The sequence below is a fragment of the Paenibacillus sp. 2TAF8 genome, assembly GCF_052114825.1.
In the GTDB taxonomy this organism is placed as follows: domain Bacteria; phylum Bacillota; class Bacilli; order Paenibacillales; family Paenibacillaceae; genus Paenibacillus.
In genome coordinates this window covers 274,893-300,513 of the sequence record NZ_JBFRFN010000003.1, presented here as the reverse complement: position 1 = coordinate 300,513, position 25,621 = coordinate 274,893, and the positions used below count along the sequence as shown (strand labels likewise).

23 protein-coding genes are annotated in these 25,621 nt (G+C 46.4%); 17 read left to right on the top strand and 6 right to left on the bottom strand.

From position 1 onward, the window contains the following. Positions 1 to 170: 170 nt before the first annotated feature. The 10 genes from alaS (at position 171) to AB4Z30_RS07040 (ending at position 12,260) form a co-directional block, all read left to right on the top strand. Entirely contained in the window at positions 171 to 2,792 is a 2,622-nt protein-coding gene (gene alaS, locus AB4Z30_RS07085; protein ID WP_441924693.1) for an alanine--tRNA ligase, read from the top strand. 129 nt (positions 2,793 to 2,921) lie between these two features. Further along, a complete protein-coding gene (locus tag AB4Z30_RS07080) occupies positions 2,922 to 3,182 on the top strand; it encodes an IreB family regulatory phosphoprotein (protein WP_441924691.1) in 261 nt (86 codons plus the stop codon). A 125-nt stretch (positions 3,183 to 3,307) separates the two neighbouring features. Beyond that, complete coding sequence (gene ruvX / locus AB4Z30_RS07075; RefSeq protein ID WP_441924798.1) at positions 3,308 to 3,724, top strand: Holliday junction resolvase RuvX; 417 nt, start codon at positions 3,308 to 3,310, stop codon at positions 3,722 to 3,724. Between the two features lie 12 nt (positions 3,725 to 3,736). Next, positions 3,737 to 4,036: a DUF1292 domain-containing protein gene (locus AB4Z30_RS07070; RefSeq protein ID WP_017686820.1), complete on the top strand. Its 300-nt coding sequence runs from the start codon at positions 3,737 to 3,739 to the stop codon at positions 4,034 to 4,036. Continuing rightward, positions 4,037 to 4,351: a DUF1292 domain-containing protein gene (locus tag AB4Z30_RS07065; protein WP_441924689.1), complete on the top strand. Its 315-nt coding sequence runs from the start codon at positions 4,037 to 4,039 to the stop codon at positions 4,349 to 4,351. Positions 4,352 to 4,426: 75 nt separating this feature from the next. Then, entirely contained in the window at positions 4,427 to 5,467 is a 1,041-nt protein-coding gene (gene mltG, locus AB4Z30_RS07060; RefSeq protein ID WP_441924687.1) for an endolytic transglycosylase MltG, read from the top strand. 14 nt (positions 5,468 to 5,481) lie between these two features. Continuing rightward, on the top strand, positions 5,482 to 6,411 hold the full coding sequence (locus AB4Z30_RS07055) for a peptidase U32 family protein (protein ID WP_441924685.1): 930 nt from the start codon (positions 5,482 to 5,484) through the stop codon (positions 6,409 to 6,411). Positions 6,412 to 6,428: 17 nt separating this feature from the next. Continuing rightward, a complete protein-coding gene (locus tag AB4Z30_RS07050; protein ID WP_441924683.1) occupies positions 6,429 to 7,757 on the top strand; it encodes a peptidase U32 family protein in 1,329 nt (442 codons plus the stop codon). A gap of 241 nt (positions 7,758 to 7,998) precedes the next feature. After that, positions 7,999 to 10,281 (top strand): methyl-accepting chemotaxis protein, encoded by a 2,283-nt coding sequence (locus AB4Z30_RS07045; protein ID WP_441924681.1) that lies wholly within the window; start codon positions 7,999 to 8,001, stop codon positions 10,279 to 10,281. Between the two features lie 134 nt (positions 10,282 to 10,415). Next, positions 10,416 to 12,260, top strand: coding sequence for a peptidoglycan D,D-transpeptidase FtsI family protein (locus AB4Z30_RS07040; RefSeq protein ID WP_441924679.1), 1,845 nt, complete (start codon positions 10,416 to 10,418; stop codon positions 12,258 to 12,260). A gap of 33 nt (positions 12,261 to 12,293) precedes the next feature. On the opposite strand, the gene AB4Z30_RS07035 is transcribed toward AB4Z30_RS07040, so the two are convergent. Next, positions 12,294 to 13,442 (bottom strand): AI-2E family transporter, encoded by a 1,149-nt coding sequence (locus AB4Z30_RS07035; protein WP_441924677.1) that lies wholly within the window; start codon positions 13,440 to 13,442, stop codon positions 12,294 to 12,296. Positions 13,443 to 13,614: 172 nt separating this feature from the next. On the opposite strand from AB4Z30_RS07035, the gene AB4Z30_RS07030 reads away from it, so the two are divergent. Continuing rightward, positions 13,615 to 15,036: a polysaccharide deacetylase family protein gene (locus AB4Z30_RS07030; protein WP_441924675.1), complete on the top strand. Its 1,422-nt coding sequence runs from the start codon at positions 13,615 to 13,617 to the stop codon at positions 15,034 to 15,036. Between the two features lie 207 nt (positions 15,037 to 15,243). Here AB4Z30_RS07030 and ilvD read toward each other — a convergent pair whose 3' ends face one another. The 4 genes from ilvD to AB4Z30_RS07010 form a co-directional block, all read right to left on the bottom strand. After that, the gene (gene ilvD, locus AB4Z30_RS07025) at positions 15,244 to 16,929 is read right to left on the bottom strand and encodes a dihydroxy-acid dehydratase (protein ID WP_441924673.1); all 1,686 of its coding nucleotides are present in this window, start codon (positions 16,927 to 16,929) and stop codon (positions 15,244 to 15,246) included. A gap of 149 nt (positions 16,930 to 17,078) precedes the next feature. Continuing rightward, on the bottom strand, positions 17,079 to 17,366 hold the full coding sequence (locus tag AB4Z30_RS07020) for a hypothetical protein (protein WP_441924671.1): 288 nt from the start codon (positions 17,364 to 17,366) through the stop codon (positions 17,079 to 17,081). A 48-nt stretch (positions 17,367 to 17,414) separates the two neighbouring features. Beyond that, entirely contained in the window at positions 17,415 to 17,666 is a 252-nt protein-coding gene (locus AB4Z30_RS07015) for a KGG domain-containing protein (protein ID WP_441924669.1), read from the bottom strand. Positions 17,667 to 17,787: 121 nt separating this feature from the next. Beyond that, positions 17,788 to 18,828 (bottom strand): acyltransferase family protein, encoded by a 1,041-nt coding sequence (locus AB4Z30_RS07010; protein WP_441924667.1) that lies wholly within the window; start codon positions 18,826 to 18,828, stop codon positions 17,788 to 17,790. 237 nt (positions 18,829 to 19,065) lie between these two features. On the opposite strand from AB4Z30_RS07010, the gene AB4Z30_RS07005 reads away from it, so the two are divergent. The 6 genes from AB4Z30_RS07005 (at position 19,066) to mgrA (ending at position 24,328) form a co-directional block, all read left to right on the top strand. After that, positions 19,066 to 20,031, top strand: a complete 966-nt coding sequence (locus AB4Z30_RS07005) for a sugar kinase (protein WP_441924665.1) — start codon at positions 19,066 to 19,068, stop codon at positions 20,029 to 20,031. Between the two features lie 89 nt (positions 20,032 to 20,120). Next, on the top strand, positions 20,121 to 20,786 hold the full coding sequence (locus AB4Z30_RS07000; RefSeq protein WP_090915508.1) for a bifunctional 2-keto-4-hydroxyglutarate aldolase/2-keto-3-deoxy-6-phosphogluconate aldolase: 666 nt from the start codon (positions 20,121 to 20,123) through the stop codon (positions 20,784 to 20,786). An 83-nt stretch (positions 20,787 to 20,869) separates the two neighbouring features. Then, positions 20,870 to 21,646, top strand: coding sequence for an alpha/beta hydrolase (locus tag AB4Z30_RS06995; RefSeq protein ID WP_441924663.1), 777 nt, complete (start codon positions 20,870 to 20,872; stop codon positions 21,644 to 21,646). A 26-nt stretch (positions 21,647 to 21,672) separates the two neighbouring features. After that, a complete protein-coding gene (locus tag AB4Z30_RS06990; RefSeq protein ID WP_441924661.1) occupies positions 21,673 to 22,440 on the top strand; it encodes an HAD family hydrolase in 768 nt (255 codons plus the stop codon). Positions 22,441 to 22,492: 52 nt separating this feature from the next. Beyond that, positions 22,493 to 23,233 carry an NAD-dependent protein deacylase gene (locus AB4Z30_RS06985; RefSeq protein WP_441924659.1) on the top strand — a complete coding sequence of 247 codons (741 nt, stop codon included), beginning with the start codon at positions 22,493 to 22,495 and terminating at the stop codon, positions 23,231 to 23,233. A gap of 78 nt (positions 23,234 to 23,311) precedes the next feature. Further along, a complete protein-coding gene (mgrA, locus tag AB4Z30_RS06980; protein WP_441924657.1) occupies positions 23,312 to 24,328 on the top strand; it encodes an L-glyceraldehyde 3-phosphate reductase in 1,017 nt (338 codons plus the stop codon). Between the two features lie 175 nt (positions 24,329 to 24,503). Here the strand turns inward: mgrA and AB4Z30_RS06975 are convergent, their stop codons facing one another. Continuing rightward, positions 24,504 to 25,472 (bottom strand): AraC family transcriptional regulator, encoded by a 969-nt coding sequence (locus AB4Z30_RS06975; RefSeq protein WP_441924655.1) that lies wholly within the window; start codon positions 25,470 to 25,472, stop codon positions 24,504 to 24,506. Between the last annotated feature and the right edge of the window lie 149 nt (positions 25,473 to 25,621).

The window sequence follows — 25,621 nt, the reverse complement described above, 5'->3', positions numbered from 1 at the left end:
TTTAATACATGGAAGATGAACAATAACCAGGGTGGTACCGCGATAACATCGTCCCTGATCATTCAGGGGCGTTTTTTGTGTTTATTTTTACATCTGCTTTACTAAAAAATCATGTTAACCAACCGGGGCGATTTCGCTGCGGAACTTATAATTTGATGGGGGCAACGAGTATGAAAGCCAGTGAAATCCGTTCCAAATGGATCCAGTTTTTTGCAAGTAAAGGTCACAAAATTGAACCAAGCGCGTCGCTTGTGCCGCACAACGACCCTTCCCTGTTGTGGATTAATGCGGGTATGGCACCGCTGAAGCCTTACTTTGACGGACGGGAGAAACCGGAGAACCCGCGTCTTGCGAACTCGCAGAAATGTATCCGTACCAACGATATCGAAAATGTCGGTAAAACACGTCGTCACCATACATTTTTTGAAATGCTCGGTAACTTCTCTATTGGCGATTACTTCAAAGAAGAAACGGTTACATGGGCTTGGGAATTTTTAACGAGCAAAGAGTGGATCGGATTCGATCCGGAACGCTTGTCTGTTACCGTATATCCGGAAGATGAAGAAGCATTCAAGCTGTGGAATGAAAAAATCGGGCTGCCGGCTGAACGCATCATCAAGCTTGACGAAAACTTCTGGGATATCGGCGAAGGCCCGTGTGGACCTTGTACTGAAATTTTCTATGACCGTGGGGAAGCTTACGGCAGTGACATGAATGATCCAGAGATGTATCCAGGTGGAGAGAACGAACGTTACCTGGAAGTATGGAACCTCGTATTCTCGCAATTTAATCACAACAAAGACGGTAGCTACACACCGCTTCCGAACAAAAATATTGATACAGGTGCGGGGCTGGAGCGTTTTGCTTCCATTCTGCAAAATGTAGATTCCAACTTTGACACGGATCTGTTCCAACCGATGATTCAGAAAACGGCTGCACTTGCGGGCGTAAAATATAATGACAGCGTTGAGATCGATGTTGCCCTCAAAGTCATTGCCGATCATATTCGTACAGTTGCATTTGCTGTAGGTGATGGCGTATTGCCAAGCAATGAAGGCCGTGGATACGTCATTCGTCGTTTGCTGCGCCGTGCGGTTCGTTACGGAAAAGTATTAGGTCTGGATCGTCCGTTCCTGTACGAATTGACAACAACGGTTGGTGAAGTTATGGGGATGTACTATCCGGAAGTTGTGGACAAGCAGGAATTCATCGCCAAAGTGATCAAAACCGAGGAAGAGCGTTTCCACGAAACACTCACGGATGGTCTGGCGATTCTGGCTGATATTAGCGGCACAGCCAAATCCGAAGGACGCACAGTGATTAGCGGACCAGAGGCTTTCAAACTGTATGATACGTAWGGCTTCCCGTTTGACCTGACAGAGGATTATGCGGCTGAGCATGGTCTAACGGTGGATCGTGAAGGCTTCGATGCATCCATGCAAGAGCAACGTGATCGTGCCCGTGCAGGACGTCAAGAGAACGAAAGCATGAAGATTCAAGGCGGACCTCTGGCTGATCTGGAGGTTAAAAGCGAGTTTGTTGGATATACTGACCTGTTGACGGAAGCAAAAATTGTAGCGATTGTTACGGGAGATGCACTTGCAGACTTCGTAGGAGAAGGACAGACCGCTCAGGTTATTCTGGATCAAACACCATTTTATGCAGAAAGCGGCGGCCAGGTAAGTGACCAAGGGTTGCTTCGCAGCGCAAGTGCTGTAGCAAAAGTTCAAGGTCTGTTTAAAGCTCCGCAAGGACAGCATGTACATTTGGTGACGATTGAGTCTGGTGAGCTTCGTGTGGGCGATGTCATTCAAGCTGAAGTTGATTCAACCAAACGCGGTGATATCATCAAAAACCATACGGCGACACACTTGCTGCACAAAGCATTGAAAGATGTGCTAGGTACGCATGTTAATCAGGCTGGTTCCCTGGTAGAACCGCAACGTCTGCGTTTTGACTTCTCTCACTTCGGCAGCATTACGCCGGAAGAGTTGACAGAGATTGAACGTCAAGTGAACGAACAGATCTGGAATCGTCTGAATGTGAACATTGAGCTTAAAGCTATCGATGAAGCGAAGGAAATGGGTGCAATGGCCCTTTTTGGCGAGAAATATGGAGATATTGTACGTGTCGTGCAAATTGGAGATTACAGTTTGGAACTTTGTGGCGGCTGTCACGTAAGTAATACTTCAGAGATTGGAATTTTCAAACTTGTCAGCGAAAGCGGAATCGGATCGGGTGTACGCCGGATTGAAGCTGTAACTGGTCGCGGTGCCTATCTGTATGTGGAGAGCCAGCTGGATCTGCTCAAACAGTCGGCAACCCTGCTGAAAGCGAATGTAGCGGATGTGCCGAAACGGATTGAAGGTCTGAATCAGCAGCTGAAAGAAGCGGCTAGAGAGACCGAATCTCTGCAAAGCAAACTGAGTGCTATGGAAGCGGGTCAGTTGACGGATCAGGTTGTACAAGCAGGCAATACACAATTGCTGGCAGCCCGCGTAGATGCACCGAACATGGATGCACTGCGTACCGTTGCGGATGAGTTGAAAGTAAAACTGCCAGATGCTGTTCTCGTACTTGGTGCGCCAGCTGATGGTAAAGTGAATTTTGTTGTTGCAGTACCTGCTGAGCAGGTGAAACAAGGACTGCACGCCGGTAAGATTGTCAAGGAAGTTGCTGCAGTATGCGGCGGCGGAGGTGGCGGACGTCCGGATATGGCTCAGGCCGGAGGCAAGGATGCAAGCAAGCTGGATGAAGCGCTGAAACTGGCGATTTCCATCGTCAGCCAGTAAAGGACAAGCAAAAAACACAATTGCCTTATCCTTTGTGTACTTGTGGCAGTCAGAATATGTTATTATATAAACAGAAATCAATTCGGCAGGACATGGTCCCCATGTTCATGCAGGAGCGAGGTGTCATCAATGGACTCCATGGATAAGACGGTTAAATTTAATGTGAAAGGTGACGAACAGGAGGTATCTTCACAAGAGATTCTTCTCACGGTATATGACGCGCTGGTCGATAAAGAGTATAATCCCATTAACCAGATCGTTGGATATCTGATATCCGGCGACCCCGCGTATATTCCGCGTCACAACAACGCACGCAGTCTGGTCCGGAAAAAGGAGCGCGACGAGCTGATTGAAGAGCTTGTACGTTCCTATCTGGCCAATCACCGGTAATGTACGCCGCTTCCGTTTGTTTGCAACCTTGCGGACAAACGGAAAATGAACCGACAGAAGACAGACTGAAGTCTGCACAGACGATTGCATATCGTTCTGAACAGGCTGCAGGATGGGAGAGCATGATGAAAAAATTAGGTTTGGACTATGGGGACCGCAGAATCGGGGTTGCCGTGAGTGACGCCTTCGGTTGGACTGCCCAGGGATTGGAAGTGCTTGAACGCCGCCGGGATGAAGGTGAGTTCACACGAATTGCTGAACTGGTGCGTGAGCATGAGATCAGCGAAATTGTGGTTGGACTCCCCAAAAACATGAACGGCACCGTAGGGCCGCGTGGTGAAATATGTATTGCTTTTGCCGAACGCCTGCGGGGCGAACTGAATTTACCTGTTCACCTTTGGGATGAACGGCTGACAACGATGGCAGCCGAACGTACGCTGATTGAAGCGGATGTCAGTCGCAAAAAACGCAAACAGGTCGTGGATAAAATGGCCGCAAGCCTGATTTTGCAAAATTATTTGGATGCCAATAGTAAAAGGTGAGGGGGATCAACAATGGCTGAAGATCAACTGGGTATGGAAGAAGAAGCTGAGATCATTTACATTGCAGATGACGAGGGTAACGAAGAGGAATTCGAAGTTATCATGAAATTTGAAGTGGACGGTTCGGAGGCCAAGTATATGATGGTTGCTCCGGTTGAACCTGAGGATGGCGAGACGGATGTATATGCATTCCGTTATGAAGAAGAAGGCGATGATATCAAACTTTTCGTGATCCAAGATGATGCTGAATGGGATATCGTCGAGGAGACGTTTAATACATTTCTTGCTGAAGATGAAGAGGAAGCGAACTAAATGACGGAATATAATCGCAAAGACCTGAAATGGACAGATTCGCTGCGTCTGGCATTCGGTGCTCATGTGGAGCTCGAGGAAGAGAACGGTAAATCACATCCGTATGACCTGCTTGCTGAATTTGAGGTACATGGGCAGCAGTACGCGGTGCTCCGCAGTTCATTGCGTCCGTATGACGAGGTTGAACTTCTGCGGGTTTTACCTGGCAGTGAAAACCAGATCATGCCGGAATTAGTTACGATCGATGATGACGATGAGTGGGAGAGTATTTCAGAGCTTTATGATGAATGTACACTCCCAATTGACGAGGATTAATCAGCTTCAAATTGAAAAAACCGGAAGGGCGGAGAAGTCCGCTCTTTTTGGTTGTGTAAAGGAGTTGTTTCTCTGTTGAAAGGCAAAGTCATAGGTATTCTGCTTGTAATACTGTTAATTCTGGTCGGAGGAGCTGGCGGGTATGTATGGAGCATGATGCGTCCGGTACAAGCTTCGTCCGAGCCTGTTGTATTTGAAATCAAGAGCGGATCAGGCATTTCCAAAATTTCAGACCAACTGCAGCAAGAAGGTTTGATTCGAAACAGTTTCGTTTTCAAAGGTTATTTAAAGTGGAATAAGTTGGGCAGTAATTTTATGGCTGGAAAATACGCCATGAATCCAGGTGTAACATATGATGAGATTGTTCATAAACTGAGCAGCGGCGATGTCGTACCCGAAGAAATGGTGAAGTTTACAATCCCGGAAGGTTACACCGTTTTGCAGATGGCGGACAAGCTGTCGGAAGAGGGCATTGTCGATAAAAAGGAATTCCTCAAGCTGGCGAATGACCCATCAGCCTTTGATGTGGATATTATCAAAGATATCCCGGTGGATGAAGAATTGCGATACGTGCTGGAGGGTTATCTTTTCCCGGAAACCTACGAAATGAAAAAAGGCAGTACCACCCATGATGTGATGCAGCGAATGTTGGAAGAGTTTCAGACAAAAGTGAATTCCATTCCGGAATTGCAAGCAAAGCTGGATGCAAAAAAGCTTTCGTTGCATGAATTACTGACGATTGCATCGCTGGTGGAACGAGAAGTTGTCGTAGATCAGGAACGTGCACTGGTAGCGGGTGTAATCTACAATCGGATCAAACAGGATATGAAGCTGGAGATTGATGCCACAGTGCAATATTTGCTTGATAAACCGAAGGCAAGGCTCCTGTTCAAAGACCTCAAGGTGCAAAGTCCATATAATACGTACTTGAACAAAGGATTGCCACCGGGACCTATTGCCAGTCCAAGTCTTGCGTCCATCGAGGCAGCACTTAATCCGGAAGCTTCGGAATATCTGTTTTACGTAACGAAAAAGGATGGCACTTCAGGGCATCTGTTTGCCAAGACATACAAGGAACATCAGCAAAATATAGCCAAAAGTAAGGCTGCGCAATAAGCGGAGGGGATTAGATGAGTAAAAAACATGAACTGCTTGTGACAGCAGCAAATGTAAAAGAAGCAGAAGTTTTGCTTCAGGCCGGAGCGGATGCTCTATTGATCGGGGATGACCGTTTTGGCATGCGTCTGCCAGGCAGCTTTAGTCTGGAAGAGACTGCGGAAGTGGTCGCCTTGGCTATCAAGCACGAGGCACAGGTTATTATATCCATGAATAATCTGATGTCCAATGAATTACTGAAAGAATTGCCTGAATATGTACAAGCTTTGGGCCGAATAGGCGTGCACGCGGCCGAGTTCAATGATCCATCTGTACTAGCAGCTATCAAGGAGCATGCACCGCACATTCGTTTACACTGGAACGCAGAGATGACATCTACAAATTATGCTACAGCCAATTATTGGGGAACCAAAGGGGCCAGCCGGGTTGTCCTTGCCCGTGAGTTGAATATGGACGAAATTACGGAGATGGTTCCATTTTTAAAAGTAGAGGCACAGGTACAGGTTCATGGCATGACCAATATTTATCATTCCAAGCGTAGTCTGGTACAAAGTTATATGGCTCATCAAGGACGTCCGGTGGAAGGGGATCTTGGCAAGGAACGCGGTTTGTTCCTGATTGAAGCGGAGCGACGGGATGAGAAGTTTCCGATTTATGAGGACATCAATGGAACGCATATTATGAGTTCTGAGGACATCTGCATCTTGGAAGATATTCATCTGATGATGGAGGCAGGTGTGCACAGCTTTAAGGTGGAGGGAATCCTCAAGTCCCTTGCTTACAACGAAGCGGTTGTTCGGGCATATCGCAAGGCGATAGATCTTTATGAAGCAGACGCAGAGGCTTATTCATACGACGAAGAATGGTTGCGTGAGGTTCGTGAGCTGCAGGACCCTGAGCGGGAACTGTCATTTGGATTTTTCTACAAAGAACAAGTGTATTAATAGACGAGGTGAACAAGATGGAAACAGTGGCGGTCAAGCGGAAGTTTTCCGGTAAACGTAACCGTCTGGATAAACCGGAGCTCTTGGCTCCGGCGGGAAATCTGGAAAAATTAAAATTTGCGATCCATTATGGTGCAGACGCCGTGTATATCGGTGGACAGGCTTATGGACTTCGTTCCAACGCAGATAACTTCAGTTTTGAAGAAATGCGTGAAGGTGTGGAATTTGCGAAAAAGTATGGAGCCAAAGTATTCGTAGCAACCAATATTTATGCCCATAACGAAGATGTGGCGGGAATTGAAGCATATTTGCAGAACCTGTATGATGCAGGAATCTCGGCAATTATTGTTGCTGATCCGGCCATCATTGAAGTAGCTCTGCGTGCGGTACCTGGCTTGGAAGTACATCTTAGCACACAGCAGTCCACGTTGAACTGGCAAGCCGTGAAGTTCTGGAAGGACGAGGGGTTACCACGGGTTGTACTTGGTCGTGAGACGAGTTTTGAAGAGATTGAAGAGATCAAGGCGAATGTGGATATTGAGATTGAAGCTTTCATTCATGGAGCAATGTGTTCATCCTATTCGGGACGTTGTGTATTATCCAATCACTTTACAGACCGGGATTCTAACCGGGGAGGCTGCTGTCAGTCTTGCCGCTGGAAGTATGATCTGTTCGAGGATGCGAGAGAGGATACGGTCTGGGTAAGTGAAGAGGAAATGCAGATGAAGGCTCCTGCACCGTTTAAACTGGGAGATAATCAATTACCTTTGTTCCAGGAACAGGATAATTCCTTCTCCATGGGCTCGAAAGACCTGTGCATGATCGGTCATATCCCTGAATTGATTGATGTGGGTGTGGACAGCTTCAAAATCGAAGGGCGGATGAAATCCATTCACTATGTAGCTACAGTCGTGAACGTATACCGTCAGGCGATTGACTCTTACATGGCTGATCCTGAGAATTATGTGTTAAAACCGGAATGGGTAGAAGAAATGAATAAAGCGGCGAACCGTCCGCTGAATACCGGTTTCTTCTACGATACGCCTGATCATGAAGATCATATCTATGAGCCGGAAGAGAAGGCCGTACCTTACGATTTTGCTGGACTCGTTATGGGTTATGATGCAGAAACAGGCATGGCTACTGTGCAGCAGCGAAATCACTTTAAGCCGGGACAAGAGATTGAATTTTTCGGTCCCAATGGTACGTTTTTTAAACAAGTAGTAGGGGAAATCCAGGATGAACAAGGCAATATTCTGGATGCAGCTCGGCATCCGTTACAACTGGTGAAAATGAAAGTAGATCAACCTATCTCCTACTTTGACATGATGAGAAAAAAGAAGTAGGCTTATATACCTAGTTGCAAACAATATAATGTTAATGAATCACAAATTCGTGTTATAAAGTACAGAAATAGACCTCCGTATATCGGTATATGGGGGTCTTTTTTTTATAGAAAAATAGGAAAAAAGTTGTAATATATTTCTGAGGAAATGGGAGGGAAAGCAGGAAAGCTGTCGAATACTACATATTTATAGGGGAGAGATTGAAAAATCTAACAAGAAAATTACTGGCAGGTGATTGGGATTGGTACAAAAGAAGGATAAAGACAATGGGGAACACATTACACAACCCGAGCAGGCTAAGCCTGATAAGACACAGAACGTAAAAAAAGTTAAACCGGTCAAAATCAAAAAAGAAGGGGTACATAAAAAAACGTTCAAATTTGATCGCAGCAAGATCCGGTTTGATTGGATCAAAGTGGATTGGTTGAAGAAACAACTGAAAAATCGTGATTGGAAAGGGCTTGGAGGCAATTCATTCAGACAGATCAGAAAGGTGAATCCGGTCAAATCGGTAGGGGTTAAACTTTTCTTGATCTTTTTTGCAGCTATCATGATTGTAGTTGTTAGTTTGGGGCTTTTATCCTATTCAAAGGCCAAAAATACGATTGAAGCCAATGCATCGAGAGCAAATCAGGAGACGATTGATCAAACCAAGCAGAAGCTGGATATTATTTTGGAGCGATTTGTGGATACCTCAACACAGATTTTCTTTGATCCAGAGATGCAGTCTTTGCTTCAGAAAATGTCAGATCCAAACTTGACGGCCTATGATACTTTCGTCAATTCGAGTTCGATTAATAAACAGTTATCCAATGTAGCTTTTACAAACAAATCCATGGAAGCGATTTATCTGGTGCCTACGGATGAATCCAAATCCGTTATGGGTACAGGGAACAGTAGTTCAACGATGGGTAGTGTTCGTCAGGAAGCCTGGTACAGTGATCTCATTGCACAGGGTGGATACCGCTGGCTCCCGACAGAAGAGAAGACCGATGGTACGACGCAGACTTTCCGAATTGCACGTTCCATGAAGAACCTGCAAGGTACAACGCAGTCTTACGTGCTAATCATTGAGTTGAAGCTAGAAGTGCTGGAGGAGCAACTTAAATCACTGGATCTGGGGGCAGGCTCGGTAATTCAATTGATTGCTCCGAATAACAAAGTAGTTGCTTCATCCGTCTCAGGGCGTGCAGGAAAAGAAACGGAACTTGCCTTTGTGAAAGATTTGAAAGAGCCTGCAGGAAGTACGAATACGGAATATGATATCGATGGCGAGTCAACGAATATGCTGGCCGTATATAGTACGCTTGATTCATCTGCGTGGAAGCTGGTCGGTATGGTTCCCACTTCAATGCTGGTTAAGGATGCAAAAGGCATTTTGACAATGACCTTGTGGATGGCGCTTGCATTTGCAGCACTTGCTGTGGTGATCGGTGTCTGGATGGTTCGTATGATTGCTCGTCCGCTCAGCGGATTGAAAGATCTGATGCAGGAGGGTGCAAAAGGAAATCTGAAGGTGCGCACTCCGTATAGTTCCGAAGATGAGATTGGACAGCTTTCGTCCGCTTTTAATACGATGATGGAGCAGATCACGAAGCTGGTGGAGCAGACCAATCGTTCAGCACAGGAAGTATTGGATACCGCTACAGAACTGAGTAATGCTTCGAAGAAAACAGCAGTATCTGCTTCTGAGATTGCTGTAGCTACAGAAGAGATTGCCGGTGGAGCAGGCAGTCTGGCGACAGAAGCGGAACGAGGCAATGAACTGACAGATAATATTTCTCGTCAGATGGAAAGTGTAATTGCCGCTAATGAAGAGATGGGCGATTCTGCCCGCCATGTTGAGAAATCCAGTCAAACAGGAACTCAGCATTTGAATCAATTGATGACCAAAACTCAGAAAACAGAAGAGATGATTGGAGCTTTGGTTCGCAAAGTCGATTCGTTGAAAGAGAGCACATCTTCCGTATTGAAGGTGCTCGATGTTATGCAAAATATTACGAAACAGACCAACATTTTGTCTCTGAATGCAACGATTGAAGCAGCGCGTGCTGGTGCAGCTGGCCGTGGATTCATGGTTGTAGCGGATGAGGTGCGTCAACTCGCTGCACAGTCCAGACAATCCATTGATATGGTTGGAGAGATCACAGACAAAATTATGACAGAGATGAACGAAACAGTGAAAGCTCTGTCTGATGCATATCCTTTGTTCAAGGAACAAATGGATGCCGTGAAGGATACAAATGTGATCTTTGCTTCTGTACAGAATCAGATGGGAGCTTTCGTAGAACGCTTGGGTATGGTTACAGGTTCGATCGGAGAGCTCAGTAAATCTCAGGCAACATTGTCTGAAGCGATGAGCAATGTCAGCGCTGTTGCTGAAGAGTCGTCGGCAACTTCGGAGGAAGTGGCTTCTCTGAGTAGTGAACAACAAAACATTAGTAATCAACTCGTCAGCCTCTCTGGCAAGCTGGAGAATGTATCGAGTGAGCTGAAAGAAACGCTCTCACGTTTTACGGTGTAACTAGCAGACAGCATACACCAAGCTGAAAATAGCAATAAACCTGCCTCTTCATCGAGGCAGGTTTTCTTTTGTTTTCCGGATAATTCCAGACAGAGCAGCACATAATACAAGAAAAAGTTGAGGGTGGAATAGGTGTGCAGTTGCAACTTGTATGGAAACGCCGTATAGCCTTAATTAGTGCTGGCTTAACACTCATCTTTGCTGTGTTGATGCTGAGACTTGGCTGGATTCAAATGGTCCAGGTGAACCGAATCATGCCTGGTTTTCAGCGAACCATGCGTGAAATGTCAGTGCTGCAGCGTGAACGAGGTGTGATGCTGGATTCCGGCCGCGGTCAGTTTACGGATGTTCACGGGCGCCCGTTAACCGGCAAGTTGCAATGGGGTGTTGTACTTTTTCCACGTAACCAAAATGACAATAAGCATCAGATGGCTGGTGGAAGCGAGCAGAAACGTCTGGAGAAAAGCAAGGATGATCTTAGGATCAACCAGCTGGCATCAATCCTGGGTACCGATGTAGATCACTTGAACAAGGAATGGGATAAGGGGAGTACTCCTCATCTCTGGACAGGAGGCGGTCTAGAACCTGTTTTGTTAACGGATGCCCAGCTTGTTCGCATACGTGAGTTAAATATAAAAGGAGCGAGTACATATCCCGTCATGACCAGGTATGATTCGAAAGCCCGTGGTAGCCAGTGGCTCGGTTACCTTAATGAACAACCGGAAGAACATGAAAGACGAGAAGGACATCAAGATGAGGTCAGACAGCCATTTGCTATGAAATCCGGAGCAGCTGGTCTCGAGAGGACACTGGAGCCTTTGTTAAGAGGTGTAGGCCCGACCTTGGTCACACGAATGGTATCGGGAAAAGGGCAGGTCATTTCAGAGATTGAGCCGCGTGTCATTGCACCTGCTAATGCACACTATCCATTAGTGGTAGAAACCACGATTGATGCCAGGTTACAGCAAGGCATCGAAGAATTGATAACATCATCAGGGCTACAGGAAGGAGCTGTGGTAGTTCTTGATACTGCTAATGCAGATGTGCGTGCGATGGTATCATATCCCTTTTATCAGCCTCAGCATGTAAATCCGCAGCAATCTTCCTGGGGGAATCGAGCGATACAAGGGGCTGTACCGGGTTCCATTTTCAAAATCGTAACGGCTGCAGCTGCCCTGGAAAATCAGGTTGTTTCTCGTGATGAGAAGTTTCACTGTGAAGGAGCTTATGGAAAATATGGTCTTTCCTGCTGGAAGGAGCATGGACATGGTGAATTGAATTTGGAAAAGGGGTTCGCCGAGTCATGTAACATTGTATTCGCTGAAACTGCACGTAGACTCCACATGGAGCAGTTGGAACAAACTGCGGATCGCTTAGGGCTTGCACGTTCTGTTGGCTGGCAGGAGCAACATATCGCGGGGATGCCGGTATTAAAACATTTTGACCATGAAGAACCGGGACGCATTCGAACCAATGCTGTAAAGTCTGCAGACGAAGGAGCCAAAATTCAGACAGCCATTGGACAGCGGGATGTTCTGGTTACTCCGCTACAAGCAGCAAACCTGATCGTGACATTGTTGCATGATGGAAAGGTAAATGCCCCCCGGCTGGTGCAACGAATCCGGTACGCGGATGGAGGTACGATGCTGGACATGCCTTTACATGCATCTCCTTCAGCAGAAGGACAGATTTCTCCGACCACAGCTCATCTACTGTTAAGGTGGATGAATACCGTAGTACGCGAGGGGACAGGAAAATCCCTGCAACACGCGAGATGGCACGTCGCAGGGAAGTCAGGGACAGCTCAGGTACAACAACAAGGAAAAGCTAAAAACAACCAATGGTTCATAGGATATGGGCCCGTAGAGAAGCCTAGATACGCTGTCGCTGTATTGGTTCAGAATGTATCTTCCGATGGTTCTCATCAGGCTACATCTCTATTTCGCAAAGTTTTGGACTATCTGGAAGAATGTTCGTGATTTGTTCATAGGAACAGATCACGAACATATCATCTACTGATGTTCTGTTCTCTCTGAAACATCAGAGGCAGGAGGATCAACCACTAAGGGTGACGATTCGAATTCGTCATTGGGCAGATGAATCCATTTTTGCAGATACCCTTGCTGTAACAGTTCTTTTAGAAGGATCAGAAGTATAGGCGATAACACAACACCTGCAAGTCCGAAGATCGACAGGGAGATCAGCATAAACGAAAGCATCAAATAAGCAGAGGAAACACCGATGGAATTTCCTGAAATTTTAGGTTCCAACAGTTGCCGCGTCAGCATCGTCACAGCCAGTACAACAATCAAACCAATGGCAAGCGTACTGTTGCCCACGATAAACAAATAAACAATCCACGGAATAAATATCACTGGAACACCGAGCAGCGGCACCAAATCAAAGATGGCACAGATGGCTGCGATGGTAAAGGCATTGGAGGTTCCCAGAATCAACAACCCCGCATATATCAATACAAAAGTAATAAGCATCATGATCAATTGTGCCTTCATATAGGAACGGATCGTTTTGAACACGTGTGTGCGCATAAATTCATTCGCCGTTTTTAATGTTTTGGGTGTTTTGGCACGAGCAAACTTGCGCCAGGATTCAATCTCAATACTGAGAAAAAATGCTAGAATGATCGCGATCCCGAAGTTTGTAATGAATGTGGAGAATGAGCTGAGAAAGCTGATAATAAACTGTGCCCCACTGGTTACCCAGCGAGACAGGATTCCGGACAACGTAGCAAAATACTCATTTAGTTTGTCCAGCATTCCTTCAGGTAGCGCATTGGACTTTTCCTGTATGAGCAAGACCAGATTCGTGAACTCATGCTGGATCATCTCAACATACACCGGGAAATTGAGCTGAAGATCGGAAATTTGTGAAATGATAAAAAATCCTAGACCGAAGAAGGCAGCCACGATGAGCCCGAGAAACAATAATACAGATATGGCTGTTCCGGCTGTTTTGGGTAATCCTTTTCGATGAAGGAATTTGGCTAATGGCTCAATCATCCAAAAGACAATAAATGAAAGAAAAACGGGTGCAGCGATATGATACAATTTACTAAAAGCAAACATGATCACATACACGGTTAACACAAGCAGAGCGATATCAAAGACGGTGCGCCCGTACTTTTTATAAAGCGGCAACATGGGCATAGACTCCTTTACAGGCAGAAATTAGATTGTATTTATTGTACATGATAGTGGGGATTTGAGGAAATAGCATTTAATAAAAGAGCTAACTATGATAAAATTAAAGGCGGTTTATTTTAGAAAGTGCCATATGGCCGTAAATTAGCAGGAGAAGTGGGGAATCGACATCATGACAACGATGCTTCAGAGTATTTTACTGTGGTTATTGTATCTATCCTCTTTTTATGCTTTTATTCCAAGTCTGATCAGCAGACTGTTCGGATTTCGTGTGTTCAGGAGAGGGAAAAGTGAGATATACTATGCCCTGACATTTGACGATGGACCTGACCCTTTTTATACGCCCCGGTTGCTTGAACTGTTACGTAAGTACAATGTGAAAGCAACTTTTTTTGTTGTGGGAGAGCATGCGGCAAGTCATCCGGAGCTAATCAGACGTATGCATGAGGAAGGGCATTTAATCGGAATTCATAATTATATCCACAAAACAAACTGGTTGATGCGTCCACGAACGGTTCGGGATCAGATCGATCGAACAGGTCAGATCATTCAAGAAATTACAGGTGAAAAAACCTGTTATTACCGTCCGCCATGGGGCATTATGAACCTGTTTGATTTTTTCAGTAAAAAAGATCGCAAGATCATTCTGTGGTCTGCCATGTTTGAGGATTGGAAATGCAGCGTAGGTGCGGAGCAACTAAAAAAACGTATGCTGAACAAATTAAAGGGCGGAGAGGTTATGCTGCTCCATGATCGCGGCACAACCTTAGGAGCAGATGCACACGCACCAGAGCAGATGCTTGAGGCGTTGGAGGCCTTGCTACAGGAAGCCAAGCGACGTGGCTTGGAAAGTGTACGTGTGGACACGTTGATGAATGGTAGCACAATAATCGAATCGTCATCAGTGGTTTCACGGCAAGAAGTGGAACCCCGGTTGAAGCTGAAGCTGTGGAAACGTGCCGTGGTTGCTATGTGGTTAGGCTGGGAAAAGCTGTTTCACTGGGTATACCATCTGCGATCCGCTTCACCTAAAGATCCGATGCTGCATTTTCGTTCACGTGTGTACCACGGTGCACGAGTTGAGATGGAGCATGGTTATGTGATGCAGAACGGAGATCCGATTATAGAGTTACATTTTGATAATCAAAAATTATTCGAACTTGGTGTTACGTCCCGTTCAACGATGCATTTGGCTATTCGTATGATTCGTATGATGGAACAACAACTACCGGATCTGGCACAGGTTGTTGCTGCAGATCCCAAGTTACGTTCAGCAAAGGCGCTCTATGGCGTTAGCATGATTAACCGTGGTCCTGAAAAATTTGGGTTCACTGTACATGAGCTCGCACCAGGCCCGTTCAGCCTGGCTTCCAAGTTATATCTGAGGCTGTTGCTCAGCGTTATTCATCCGGCAGGCCAAAAACGCCTAAAACAGCGGACAGATCAATTGGTGCCTAAAATGATTGTGATGCCTGTCGAGGAGCTGTTGCAACGTTATGGACAGCAACACCATACAATTGCCTCAGGTGTAGCTGAAAAAGCAGAAGAAGAGGCCTTTGTCATAGAAAATGAGGTCTTAACAGAACAGAACTGAATTCATAGATGAGAACAGAATTCCCTGATTTATTGTAACGGATTTATACTCAAGTTTAATTATTCATTTGAATATTGCAATTTTTCTGAGGATATCGTTTGTACGTACTTCCAATCAAAAAAAGGATGGACTATGCCAGTGTGGCATAGCCCATCCTTTTTAGTTTTATATACTTGGTTCAGAGTACGTATGGCTTCTTCATCCAAACTAGATTTTCAGTACGCCACCGTTGCTTGCATTGGTTACAAGTTTGGAGTAGCGAGCTAGCAGACCGGTTTTGACTTTTGGTTCAAAACCTTTCCAGTTCGCACGACGAGCTTCGAATTCCTCATCGCTAATTTGCAGCTCAATCGTACGGTTGTTCAGGTCGAGTTCAATGATATCTCCTTCTTCAACAAAGGCAATTGGGCCGCCTTCTGCTGCTTCCGGAGAGATATGGCCGATACTGATTCCCCGAGATGCGCCGGAGAAACGTCCATCCGTGATCAGACCCACTTTGGCACCAAGTCCCATACCTACGATCTGAGAAGTTGGCGCGAGCATTTCAGGCATACCTGGTCCGCCTTTTGGTCCTTCATAACGAATAACCACGACATGTCCTTCTTTAACTTTACCGTTAGCAATGCCTTCAAGTGCTTGCTCCTGGGAGTCGAAGCAGATGGCAGGACCTTTGTGATATCCGCCAACAGAAGCATCAACCGCACCAACTTTGATGATAGCTCCTTGTGGTGCAAGGTTACCGAACAATACAGCTAGTCCACCTTTTTCGGAGTGCGGGTTGTCCAGCTTGTGGATTACGTTTGTATCTTGAATTTCCTGGCCTTCCACGTTCTCACGGATGGTTTTACCTGTAACCGTAATACAGTCCGCATGGATCGCGCCTGGTTTCTTGAGCAATTCATTCAGGACCGCACTTACGCCACCTGCATTGTGAACATCTTCGATGTGCAGGTCAGAAGCAGGTGCCAGTTTGGCCAGATGCGGAACACGGTTAGCAACTTCATTAATACGCTCGATCGGGTATTCAATGCCAGCTTCATGTGCAAGAGCTAGCGTGTGCAGTACGGTATTGGTCGAACCACCCATCGCCATATCCAGAGCAAACGCATTGTCGATTGCTTCTACAGTTACGATATCACGTGGTTTCAGATCCAGTTTGATCAGTTCCATCAGCTGTTTCGCAGATTGTTTAACAAACTCGCGGCGCTCAGGTGCTACAGCCAGAATGGTTCCGTTACCCGGCATAGCGAGTCCCATAGCTTCTGCAAGGCAGTTCATAGAGTTCGCGGTAAACATACCGGAGCATGATCCGCAAGTTGGACAACCAAACTGCTCAAGCTCAAGCAAGCTCTTGTCGTCGATTTTACCCGCTTGGAAAGCACCAACGCCTTCGAATACGGAAGTGAGGGAAAGAGCTTTACCATTGCTGTCACGGCCCGCTTTCATCGGTCCACCGCTTACGAATACGGTAGGGATGTTACAGCGCAATGCGCCCATCATCATACCTGGTGTAATTTTGTCACAGTTCGGGATACAGACCATGCCATCGAACCAGTGAGCAGATACAACCGTTTCTACGGAATCCGCAATAATGTCACGGCTTGGCAAGGAGTAACGCATACCGATGTGTCCCATCGCAATCCCGTCATCAACCCCGATGGTGTTGAATTCGAACGGAACGCCGCCGGCTTCACGAATGGCATCTTTAACAATTTTACCAAACTCTTGCAAGTGAACATGACCAGGTACGATATCGATGTACGAGTTACAAACCGCGATAAATGGCTTGCCAAAATCCTCTTCTTTTACGCCCGCTGCACGGAGCAAGCTCCGGTGTGGTGCGCGGTCAAACCCTTTTTTGATCATATCGGAACGCATTTTATTGGCTGACATGGTGTATTCCCCCCAAAACTATAATATTGAGCAACATGAATGGAAAAATAAATGGCAGTACATCTGTCGTTTAAATTCATCCGTACTCTAGGGCGTGTCTTGAAACCTACTGAAGTGTATCTTTTACCGCCTTTTCGCCCCTTGCTGCGTCACTTTTCCTTGACGTGCCCCGGCACGCCTGCGGAAAACTTCCTAGCTTGGAACGAAAATTCAGCAAAATCTGCTTCCTTCAGAGTTTTCAGACACACCCTAAAAAAAATAACCCGTGGGCTGGTGTCTGGCTCCCCGCAGTTTGTGAATTTCTTTGCTGCTTTAAACCCGTGAACACCCAGTTTTTCTATAGAGTCTATCACAACCATCGTCATATTTCTACAATCAATAGACATATAGAAAAGAAGCCTCATTCCATTGACATGGAGTTTGGCTTCTGAATTCATTTAAAAGCAAGGTTCGCCTTGAATGGTATATGTCTTTATAAGCTAAGATTAACTACTTCCACCTTTGCGGCCAATCTCGCGATAAAAATCTTTGCTGTGAGTTTCTGAAGTGGCCTCACCGCCTTTGCGCCCGATTTCCTTATAAAAATCTGCATCATGCGCATCTGAAGTCGCCTCACCGCCCTTTTTACCAATCGTCTGGTAGAAGCTACGGTCATGGTTTCTCGATGTAGCCTTTCCTCCTAATCGTCCGGCTTCTTCTCTACTCATCTTGCGTTCTGACGTCTGACCTTGTGCCATCACAAATCACTCCTTACCATGATAAGTTGTTTTTTGCAGCTTGTATCCTGAATTACCACAGTTTTTCCAGCCTGAAACAAAATAAATGGGATCTTCTGGGTATTAGGAGTGATCTGGAACATTATGCAGAACGCTTGAAAACACTGTGCCGGTGAAATGAAATCCGCGAAATATCCGGCTCAATGAGAGCTTTAAAGGTCTGTCGTACAAGAGGGTGAGCCAGTGTAATGGAAAACAGCACAGCAACAACAAGGATAACAGGGATAAACATTGCACTTCCCATGTAACTGTATACCCCTGACCAGATCGCAAGCCGCACAAGGAAGCCGTGCAAAAGGAAGACATACAGTGTACGGCGACCCAGATCTGTCAGTCTGGAGGTCAGGTTGGGAACCCAGGCAAGGAAAAGCGTTGCGGAGATGATCTCCAGCATGTACACGCCAAGCCGGTAAATTCCGGCATACCATTCCTGATGACCCAGTTCAGCATAAGTCTTGCTTCCAAACAGCCATCCTTGCGAGATGTTTAATTCGCCAAATGCAATATAGATCAGCAGAGCAACAGATAGGATAGCGGCTACTCTACGCCCCCAGCCTGGGAGCAGGTGAGCACGGATGGCTGCACCATAGTCATATCCAATAACAAAGAATGGCAGAAACACAAAGGTGCGGCTGCAACTGAGCCAAAAACCGTCGACAGGTAGATAACCGGCAATGACCCCCAGTGCGATAGAAGTAATCAGCCGATACACAGGTTTCCAGGAGATGGTGAGCCGGACAAGTAACCTCCAGCAGAAATGGCTGGCAAGGAACCATAACAGCAGGTACGGTGCAAAGAAGGATAGGCGCATATGAGGTGTATGAAACACGGTCGCATCCATCAAAGCATATAACGTTTGGAACAGAAGATATTGTAGTGCAATCTGTTTCAGCACGTTGCGCCCCGAGACACCCTGGATAGAAGGTTTGGCAAAATATCCGGTAACCCAAACGAACAGTGGCATATGAAACGTATAAATCCATAGAAACAATGCCTCTGCTCCGGCAAAGCGGGTAATGAGTGGTTCCAGTGCATTTCCCGCGAGTACACATACAATTAATATAAAGCGAAGATTGTAAAAGAAAGATTCCTGATCATGCTGAATCAGTATCTGTTTACTCATGATGTAGCCCCCTCGAAAACTTCGTTAGAAAAGCGATCTATGTGCATTCGTTATATACATCTGTACTAAGGTTAATATGGATTCACTCTAATGATTGTGATTTAATTCACAACAGTAAGCGTTATCTTTTCTCAAAGATGTGACAACAAAAAGAATGCTTCGGGATTGACAACGGTTGCATACGGGATGACAATGGTAGAAGAAGATGAGGTAGTCAATATTAAGGAGGAAGGCAATATGTCAACGAGTCCCTTTCAAAGCCCTGATATTATTACAYTCGGGGAGAGTATGGGGTTGCTGACGGCCAGAGATACGAGAGGGCTTGAATATGCAGCTACACTGGACAAGACATTCGGAGGAGCGGAGAGTAATCTGGCTATTGGCGTAGCAAGGCTTGGACATACCAGTGGCTGGTTTGGACGCCTCGGCAACGATCCGATCGGTAACATGATTCTGAAAGCCATTCGCGGCGAAGGTGTAGATGTATCCCGGGCCAAATTAAGTGATCATGAACCTACAGGTCTGATGATTCGTGAGAACGCTTCCGGGAAAGCCTCGGTGCATTATTATAGGAAGTTATCCGCGGCAAGTGCGATGACACCGGATGACCTTGATCCGGAATATATTGCCGGGGCCAAGATTTTGCATGTCACAGGTATTACCGCAGCCATCAGCGATTCAGGACTTTCCACGGTTGAAGCCGCCATACATATTGCCAAGCAGGCAGGGGTGAAAGTGAGCTTCGATCCGAATCTGCGTCTCAAGCTTTGGTCAGCAGAGAAGGCTCGCCCTGTATTACTGCGTTTGGCAGAACAGGCTGACTACTTTTTACCAGGTTTGGATGAGATGAAACTGTTATATAACGAAGAAAGTGATCAAAAGGTACTTGAACGCTTAGCTTCCATGAATGCAGTATGTATTGTTAAAGGCGGTCCTGATTTGACCTACGTACTTGCGGATGGTACCCTAACGGAAGTTCCGTACTTTAAAGCAGATCAGGTTCTTGATACTGTAGGGGCTGGAGACGGATTCTGTGCAGGCTTCTTAGCTGGTCTGTTAAAAGGGTACACCCCGCAGGAAGCGACCAGGCTTGGTAATTTGAACGGATCAATGGTTATCCAGGCTGTCGGGGATTGGGAAGCACTCCCGACATGGGCACAGGTCGAAGCCAAGCTGAATAATGTTGCTCACGTCGAGCGTTAAGTTCCGTTTAAATCAGGATGACTCATCTTCGTTCTTCAAAATGTAAAGTTTGTATACACAACCACCACATGGACAAGGGAGAGAATGAAATGAAGAAGCTTCAACTTTTGCAAAAGATGACGGACAATGGTGTGGTGGCAGTTCTGCGCGCAGATTCAGCTGACCAGGTCATTGCTATGGCCGAGCAGGCAATCGCGGGTGGGATCAAGGTTATTGAGATTACGATGACCGTTCCAGGTGCGCTTAAAGCGATTGAAAAATTAAGCCGCGTGTATCATTGGAATACCCAAGATCCAGAGAAATTCGCCATTATTGGAGCAGGAACTGTGCTTGAGGCGCAAACGGCGAGAGCTGCAATTATGTCCGGTGCTGAGTTTGTGGTAGGACCATCTCTTAACCCTGAGACGGTTCAGATGTGTAATTTGTATCGCGTGCCGATCCTGCCGGGTGTCATGACGATTGCTGACGTACAACGTGCACTGGAGCTTGGCGTCGATATTATCAAGCTGTTCCCTGGAAATCTGTATGATCCTTCGATTATCAAAACGATGAAAGGCCCTATGCCACAGGCGAACTTTATGCCTACAGGCGGAGTGTCTTTGTCCAATCTGGGCGAATGGATCAAAGGTGGAGCTGTAGCTGTCGGGATTGGATCTGATCTGACGTCAGAAGCTGTGAAGACGGGAGATTTGAGTCATGTCCGCCGCAAAGCGGAACAATATATGGAAGCTTATCGCAAAGCCAAGGCTGAATAAAGTTTCAAACATGGAGGGGAGCCTGGCACAAGCAGGCTCCCGCTTCCATAAGCCGCGGTATTTGCGGAAGTGTAGAAAGGTGAATGATGTTGAGAAATCGTTATAATACGGGGCGCAAGAAGAGGGGCATTGGCAAGTTTCTGCTCGTACTTCTGGCGCTCATTGTCATTGGTTGCGGATATGTTGCATGGAAGCTGTTTACGCCTTACGGGCCTCAGGAGGCTGCCCAAGCTGCGATGGAAACATCGGGCGGAGTTACTGTCAGTGAGCAGGAGAAGTGGATTGATTTTAAGCCGGATAAACCTAAAGCAGGTGGAAAAAGTGTGCTTTTCTATCCTGGCGGTTTAGTGAAACCGGAAAGTTATGCGCCTCTTGCTCATAAACTTGCTGCAGCTGGTCATCATACCATTATTGCTAAGATGCCTTTCAATTTGGCTGTAATTAAGCCTAATTTAGCCGATGATATTTTGTCAGCCTACCCGGAAGAGAAGTTTGTCATGGGTGGTCACTCGCTGGGAGGCTCCATGGCTGCACGATATGTAGTAGCACATCCTGATGTCCTTCAAGGCATTTTTTTCCTGGCATCCTATCCTGATCAAAAAGGAAGTGTGCAGAAGCTGGGTATTCCGGCGTTATCCATTCTCGGCACGAATGATGGCGTGGTGAATATGACCAAGTATCAGGAAGGACGCATGTATTTGCCACCAGATACCGTGTATTACACCATTGAAGGAGGAAACCATGCTCAGTTTGGTGACTACGGTCATCAAAAGGGAGACGGTGAGCCCACAGTCAACGAAGAGGACCAGTTGAAACAGACGGCCAAAACGTTATTATCCTGGTTAGATACGATCAAGTAGTCTAATTTCAGCGGAGGTGAAGGTGAGTGGCTTTCCTACAGGTGCAGGGAAAGAATATCCTCTGCAGGGCAATTCTGTTTGACAAAGATGGAACCTTGCTGGATTTTCTTCAATTATGGGGGCCTTGGGCTGAGAGTATGCTCATGCAAATGCAAGTATGGATGCGAGAACGTGATGCCTCCTTTACCGTGGAACTCGAACATGTGCTTGGTACGGTTCATGATTCGGAAGGTTATCTCAGCGGCTACGATGTGCAAGGGCCGCTCGCCATTGCAACTGTAGATGAATGTAACGGCTGGCTGGCAGGACAGCTCTATGCTGCCGGTACGCCATGGAATGAAGCCATTACAACGATACGCCGGTTTTCAAGCATAGCGATGAAGTCTGTAAGAGCGCGGAAATCCGCTGAACCTATGCCTGGATTACTGGACTTACTGCAACGTTGTAAGGAAGCAGGCATTCAGCTTGCAGTGGTGACTTCCGACAGTACATCAGCGGCTGAAGCACATCTGGACTGGATGGGCATTCGTTCCTTTTTCAGTACAATTGTAGGCTGTGACCGGGTAAGTCGTGGCAAACCCGATGGGGAATCATTCCTGCTAGCTTGCCGGGAATTATCTGTTCCGCCTCATGAGGCTGTAGTCATTGGAGATAGCAACGGTGATATGCAAATGGGACGCCATGCAGGAGCAGCATATTCATTGGGGTACTGTCCGGAATTGAATCAGGGCGCGCATTTACATGACGCTGATGTCGTATTACGTCACTATGATGAATTAAGTGTTTTATTATAGATGCTGTTCTGTGTTCGTATAATTTAAGGGAAATCAAAGGAGGAGAGAGAGGATGAATGAAACAGAGCAACTGGCTGCCTGGATTCAGGAGAGTTCACGCATTGTTTTTTTCGGAGGAGCCGGAACTTCAACGGAAAGCGGGATTCCCGACTTTCGCTCGGCAGCAGGACTGTATCAGACAGAACAGCACTCCCCTTATCCTCCGGAGGAACTGTTAAGCCGACATTTTTTTGATCAGCATGCTGATATTTTCTATGACTTTTACCGTGGGAAAATGCTTCATCCCGATGCGGAACCGAATGGCTGTCACCGTTTACTCGCCAAGCTGGAGCAAGAGGGCAAACTTCATGCTGTCATTACTCAAAACATAGATGGTCTACATCAAAAGGCAGGCAGCAGTCACGTGCTGGAGCTTCACGGTTCGGTTCATCGCAATGCTTGTATGGATTGCAAACAGTTCTATTCGTTGCATGACATTATTCAATCCAAAGAGGTTGTACCTCGCTGCACCTCATGCGGCGGCGTCATCAAACCGGATGTCGTACTATACGAAGAAGAACTGGATCAGACAACGTTATATCATGCCATCGATGCCTTGTCTTCAGCAGATTTACTGCTGGTAGGAGGAACATCACTGACAGTCTATCCGGCGGCTCAATTGATTACGTATTTTCAAGGAAAACATACCGTTCTGCTTAACGCCACACCAACCGCTTACGATCATCGTGCAGACTTGTTGATTACAGAGCCCATTGGAGAGGTAATGAATAGGGTAGAACAACTTCTGCGCTAAAAAATGGACTGAATTACTGCATCCTCGGGCTAAGGCTTGGATCCGGATGTGCGAACCTGTAGAAAGAAGGGATTCATAATGGTCTATGTAGCTGCTGATACACGCTATGAAACGATGAAATATAACCGCGTGGGACGTTCGGGCCTCAAGCTGCCAGCGATTTCACTCGGACTGTGGCATAATTTTGGTGGAATTAACAGTGTAGAGAATGGACGCAACATGATTACACGTGCGTTTGATCTAGGCATTACACATTTTGATCTGGCAAACAATTATGGCCCACCTGCAGGCTCAGCAGAGCAGATGTTTGGCCAGGTGCTGGCTCAGGATTTGAAATCTTACCGCGATGAATTGATTATCTCCACCAAAGCCGGATACTATATGTGGCCTGGGCCTTATGGTGAATGGGGTTCTCGCAAATACTTGATTTCCAGTCTGAATCAAAGTCTGACTCGAATGGGACTAGATTATGTGGATATATTTTATTCACATCGTTATGATCCGGATACGCCGCTTGAAGAGACGATGATGGCACTCGATCATATTGTCCGTTCAGGCAAGGCACTCTATGTTGGCATTTCCAATTATCCTGCTGAGCAAACGAAACAGGCGGCCGAGATACTGAAAAGCCTGGGTACACCGCTGCTGATTCATCAGCCAAGGTACTCCATGCTGGATCGCTGGATTGAGGATGGGCTTCAGGATGTGCTAGATGAGTATGGAGCAGGTAGTATTGCGTTCTGTCCATTGGAGCAAGGTGTGCTCACGAACAAATATTTGAACGGCATTCCGGAAGATTCCCGCGCCAAAGGGCCTTCTGTATTTCTGAATGAAAATAATATTTCTCCAGAAACACTGCGTAAGGTACGTGCCCTGAATCAGATTGCGGCAGCCCGCGGACAGAGCCTCGCCCAGTTCGCACTGGCATGGGTACTGCGCAATGGAAGAGTCACGTCTGCGTTAATTGGCGCAAGCCGTCCGTCTCAGATTGAAGAGAACGTAGCTGCGCTTAGTCAGCTGGAGTTTTCCACAGAGGAACAGGAACGGATTGAGTCGATTTTGCGACCGGAGTCTACGAACAAAAATAAGGATTAGAACCTGTCCCATATGTGGGGAGTGTTCAGAAATAAATCATACACAAAAGGTGCATCTTAGCCATAAAGGCAAGATGCACTTTTTCATTTTAAACAGGTGGTCCTAATTCAGTTATTCCGTTTTTTGTTCATACTTACGATGTGATATGATCCTCTCTTTTATGTGAATAAGTGGTTTACGTACCCTTTGAAGGTGACGGACGCGCAAGCAGTTTGTCCCGGTAGAGGCTTGGTGCCTCCCCGTGGAATCGTTTGAACTGTTTGGAAAAATATAAGGCATCGGGCATACCCACAGATGCGGATACTTGCTCGATAGACAAGTCTGGACGTTCCCGCAGCAATTGACGTGACTTGTCGATCCGAAGTTTCAACAAATAGGTTACAGGGGTGAGTCCGGTTTCCTGTTTGAAAATTCGTGAAAGATATGCACGGTTATATCCTAGGCTCTCCGACATTTGTTCAATGGATACGGGGTAAGCGTACTGCGTGGACATATATTGAATCATCTGTTTCACCGTGCGCCGTATGGAGGATTCTCCTGATGTCAACGGTTGCCCTTCGGAAAGGTGATTCTGAGCCTCAGCTAAAATCATATACAGTGTACCTAGTGAGGTATAATGGGCACTTTCCTTACGCTCGGCAAAAGCATCCTGCATGACGGACAACCAATTGGATATGTCACACGATGTACCAGCGTGAAAAACAGATTTCTCGGGCCTGAACCCGGCCTGTGCGACATGCTGTGCCGCTTCACTGCCTGTAAAGGCAATCCAGCGGTATTGCCACGGCTTGCGGGCATGGGACTGGTAGCTTACCAGTTGGCCCGGATGGATCAAAAAACAATCACCTGCGGCGAGATCGTAGGTGTGCCGTTCCGTACGGAACGTGCCGGCTCCCTTTTCTACATAATGCAAAAGATAATAATCATATAACTTCGGTCCGAGCGCGTGTCCTGGAAGGGTCTGGCTTGCACCGGCAAACAGGACATGCAATCCCCCTTGGTTGTGATAGACGGGATTCGAGGCAACGGAATAACTAAGTGCTCCGCTTTTGCCTGTGGGTGTTTCCTGCTGTGAGGAACGGAGGCTGGACGAATTGCTAATGTTATGGGATGTTTCAGCCGCGTTAGCTTTGGATTCCTTCATATATGTTCCTTCTTTCCATGATATCAAGCCTCAGTCATTAAACTCATTATAGGATTAAAGGTCACATTTATCCATATGAATCACACATGGTTTCATTTCAAGAGAGATCGCTCCATTGTATAATAACATTAAGAAAACCACAACAAAGA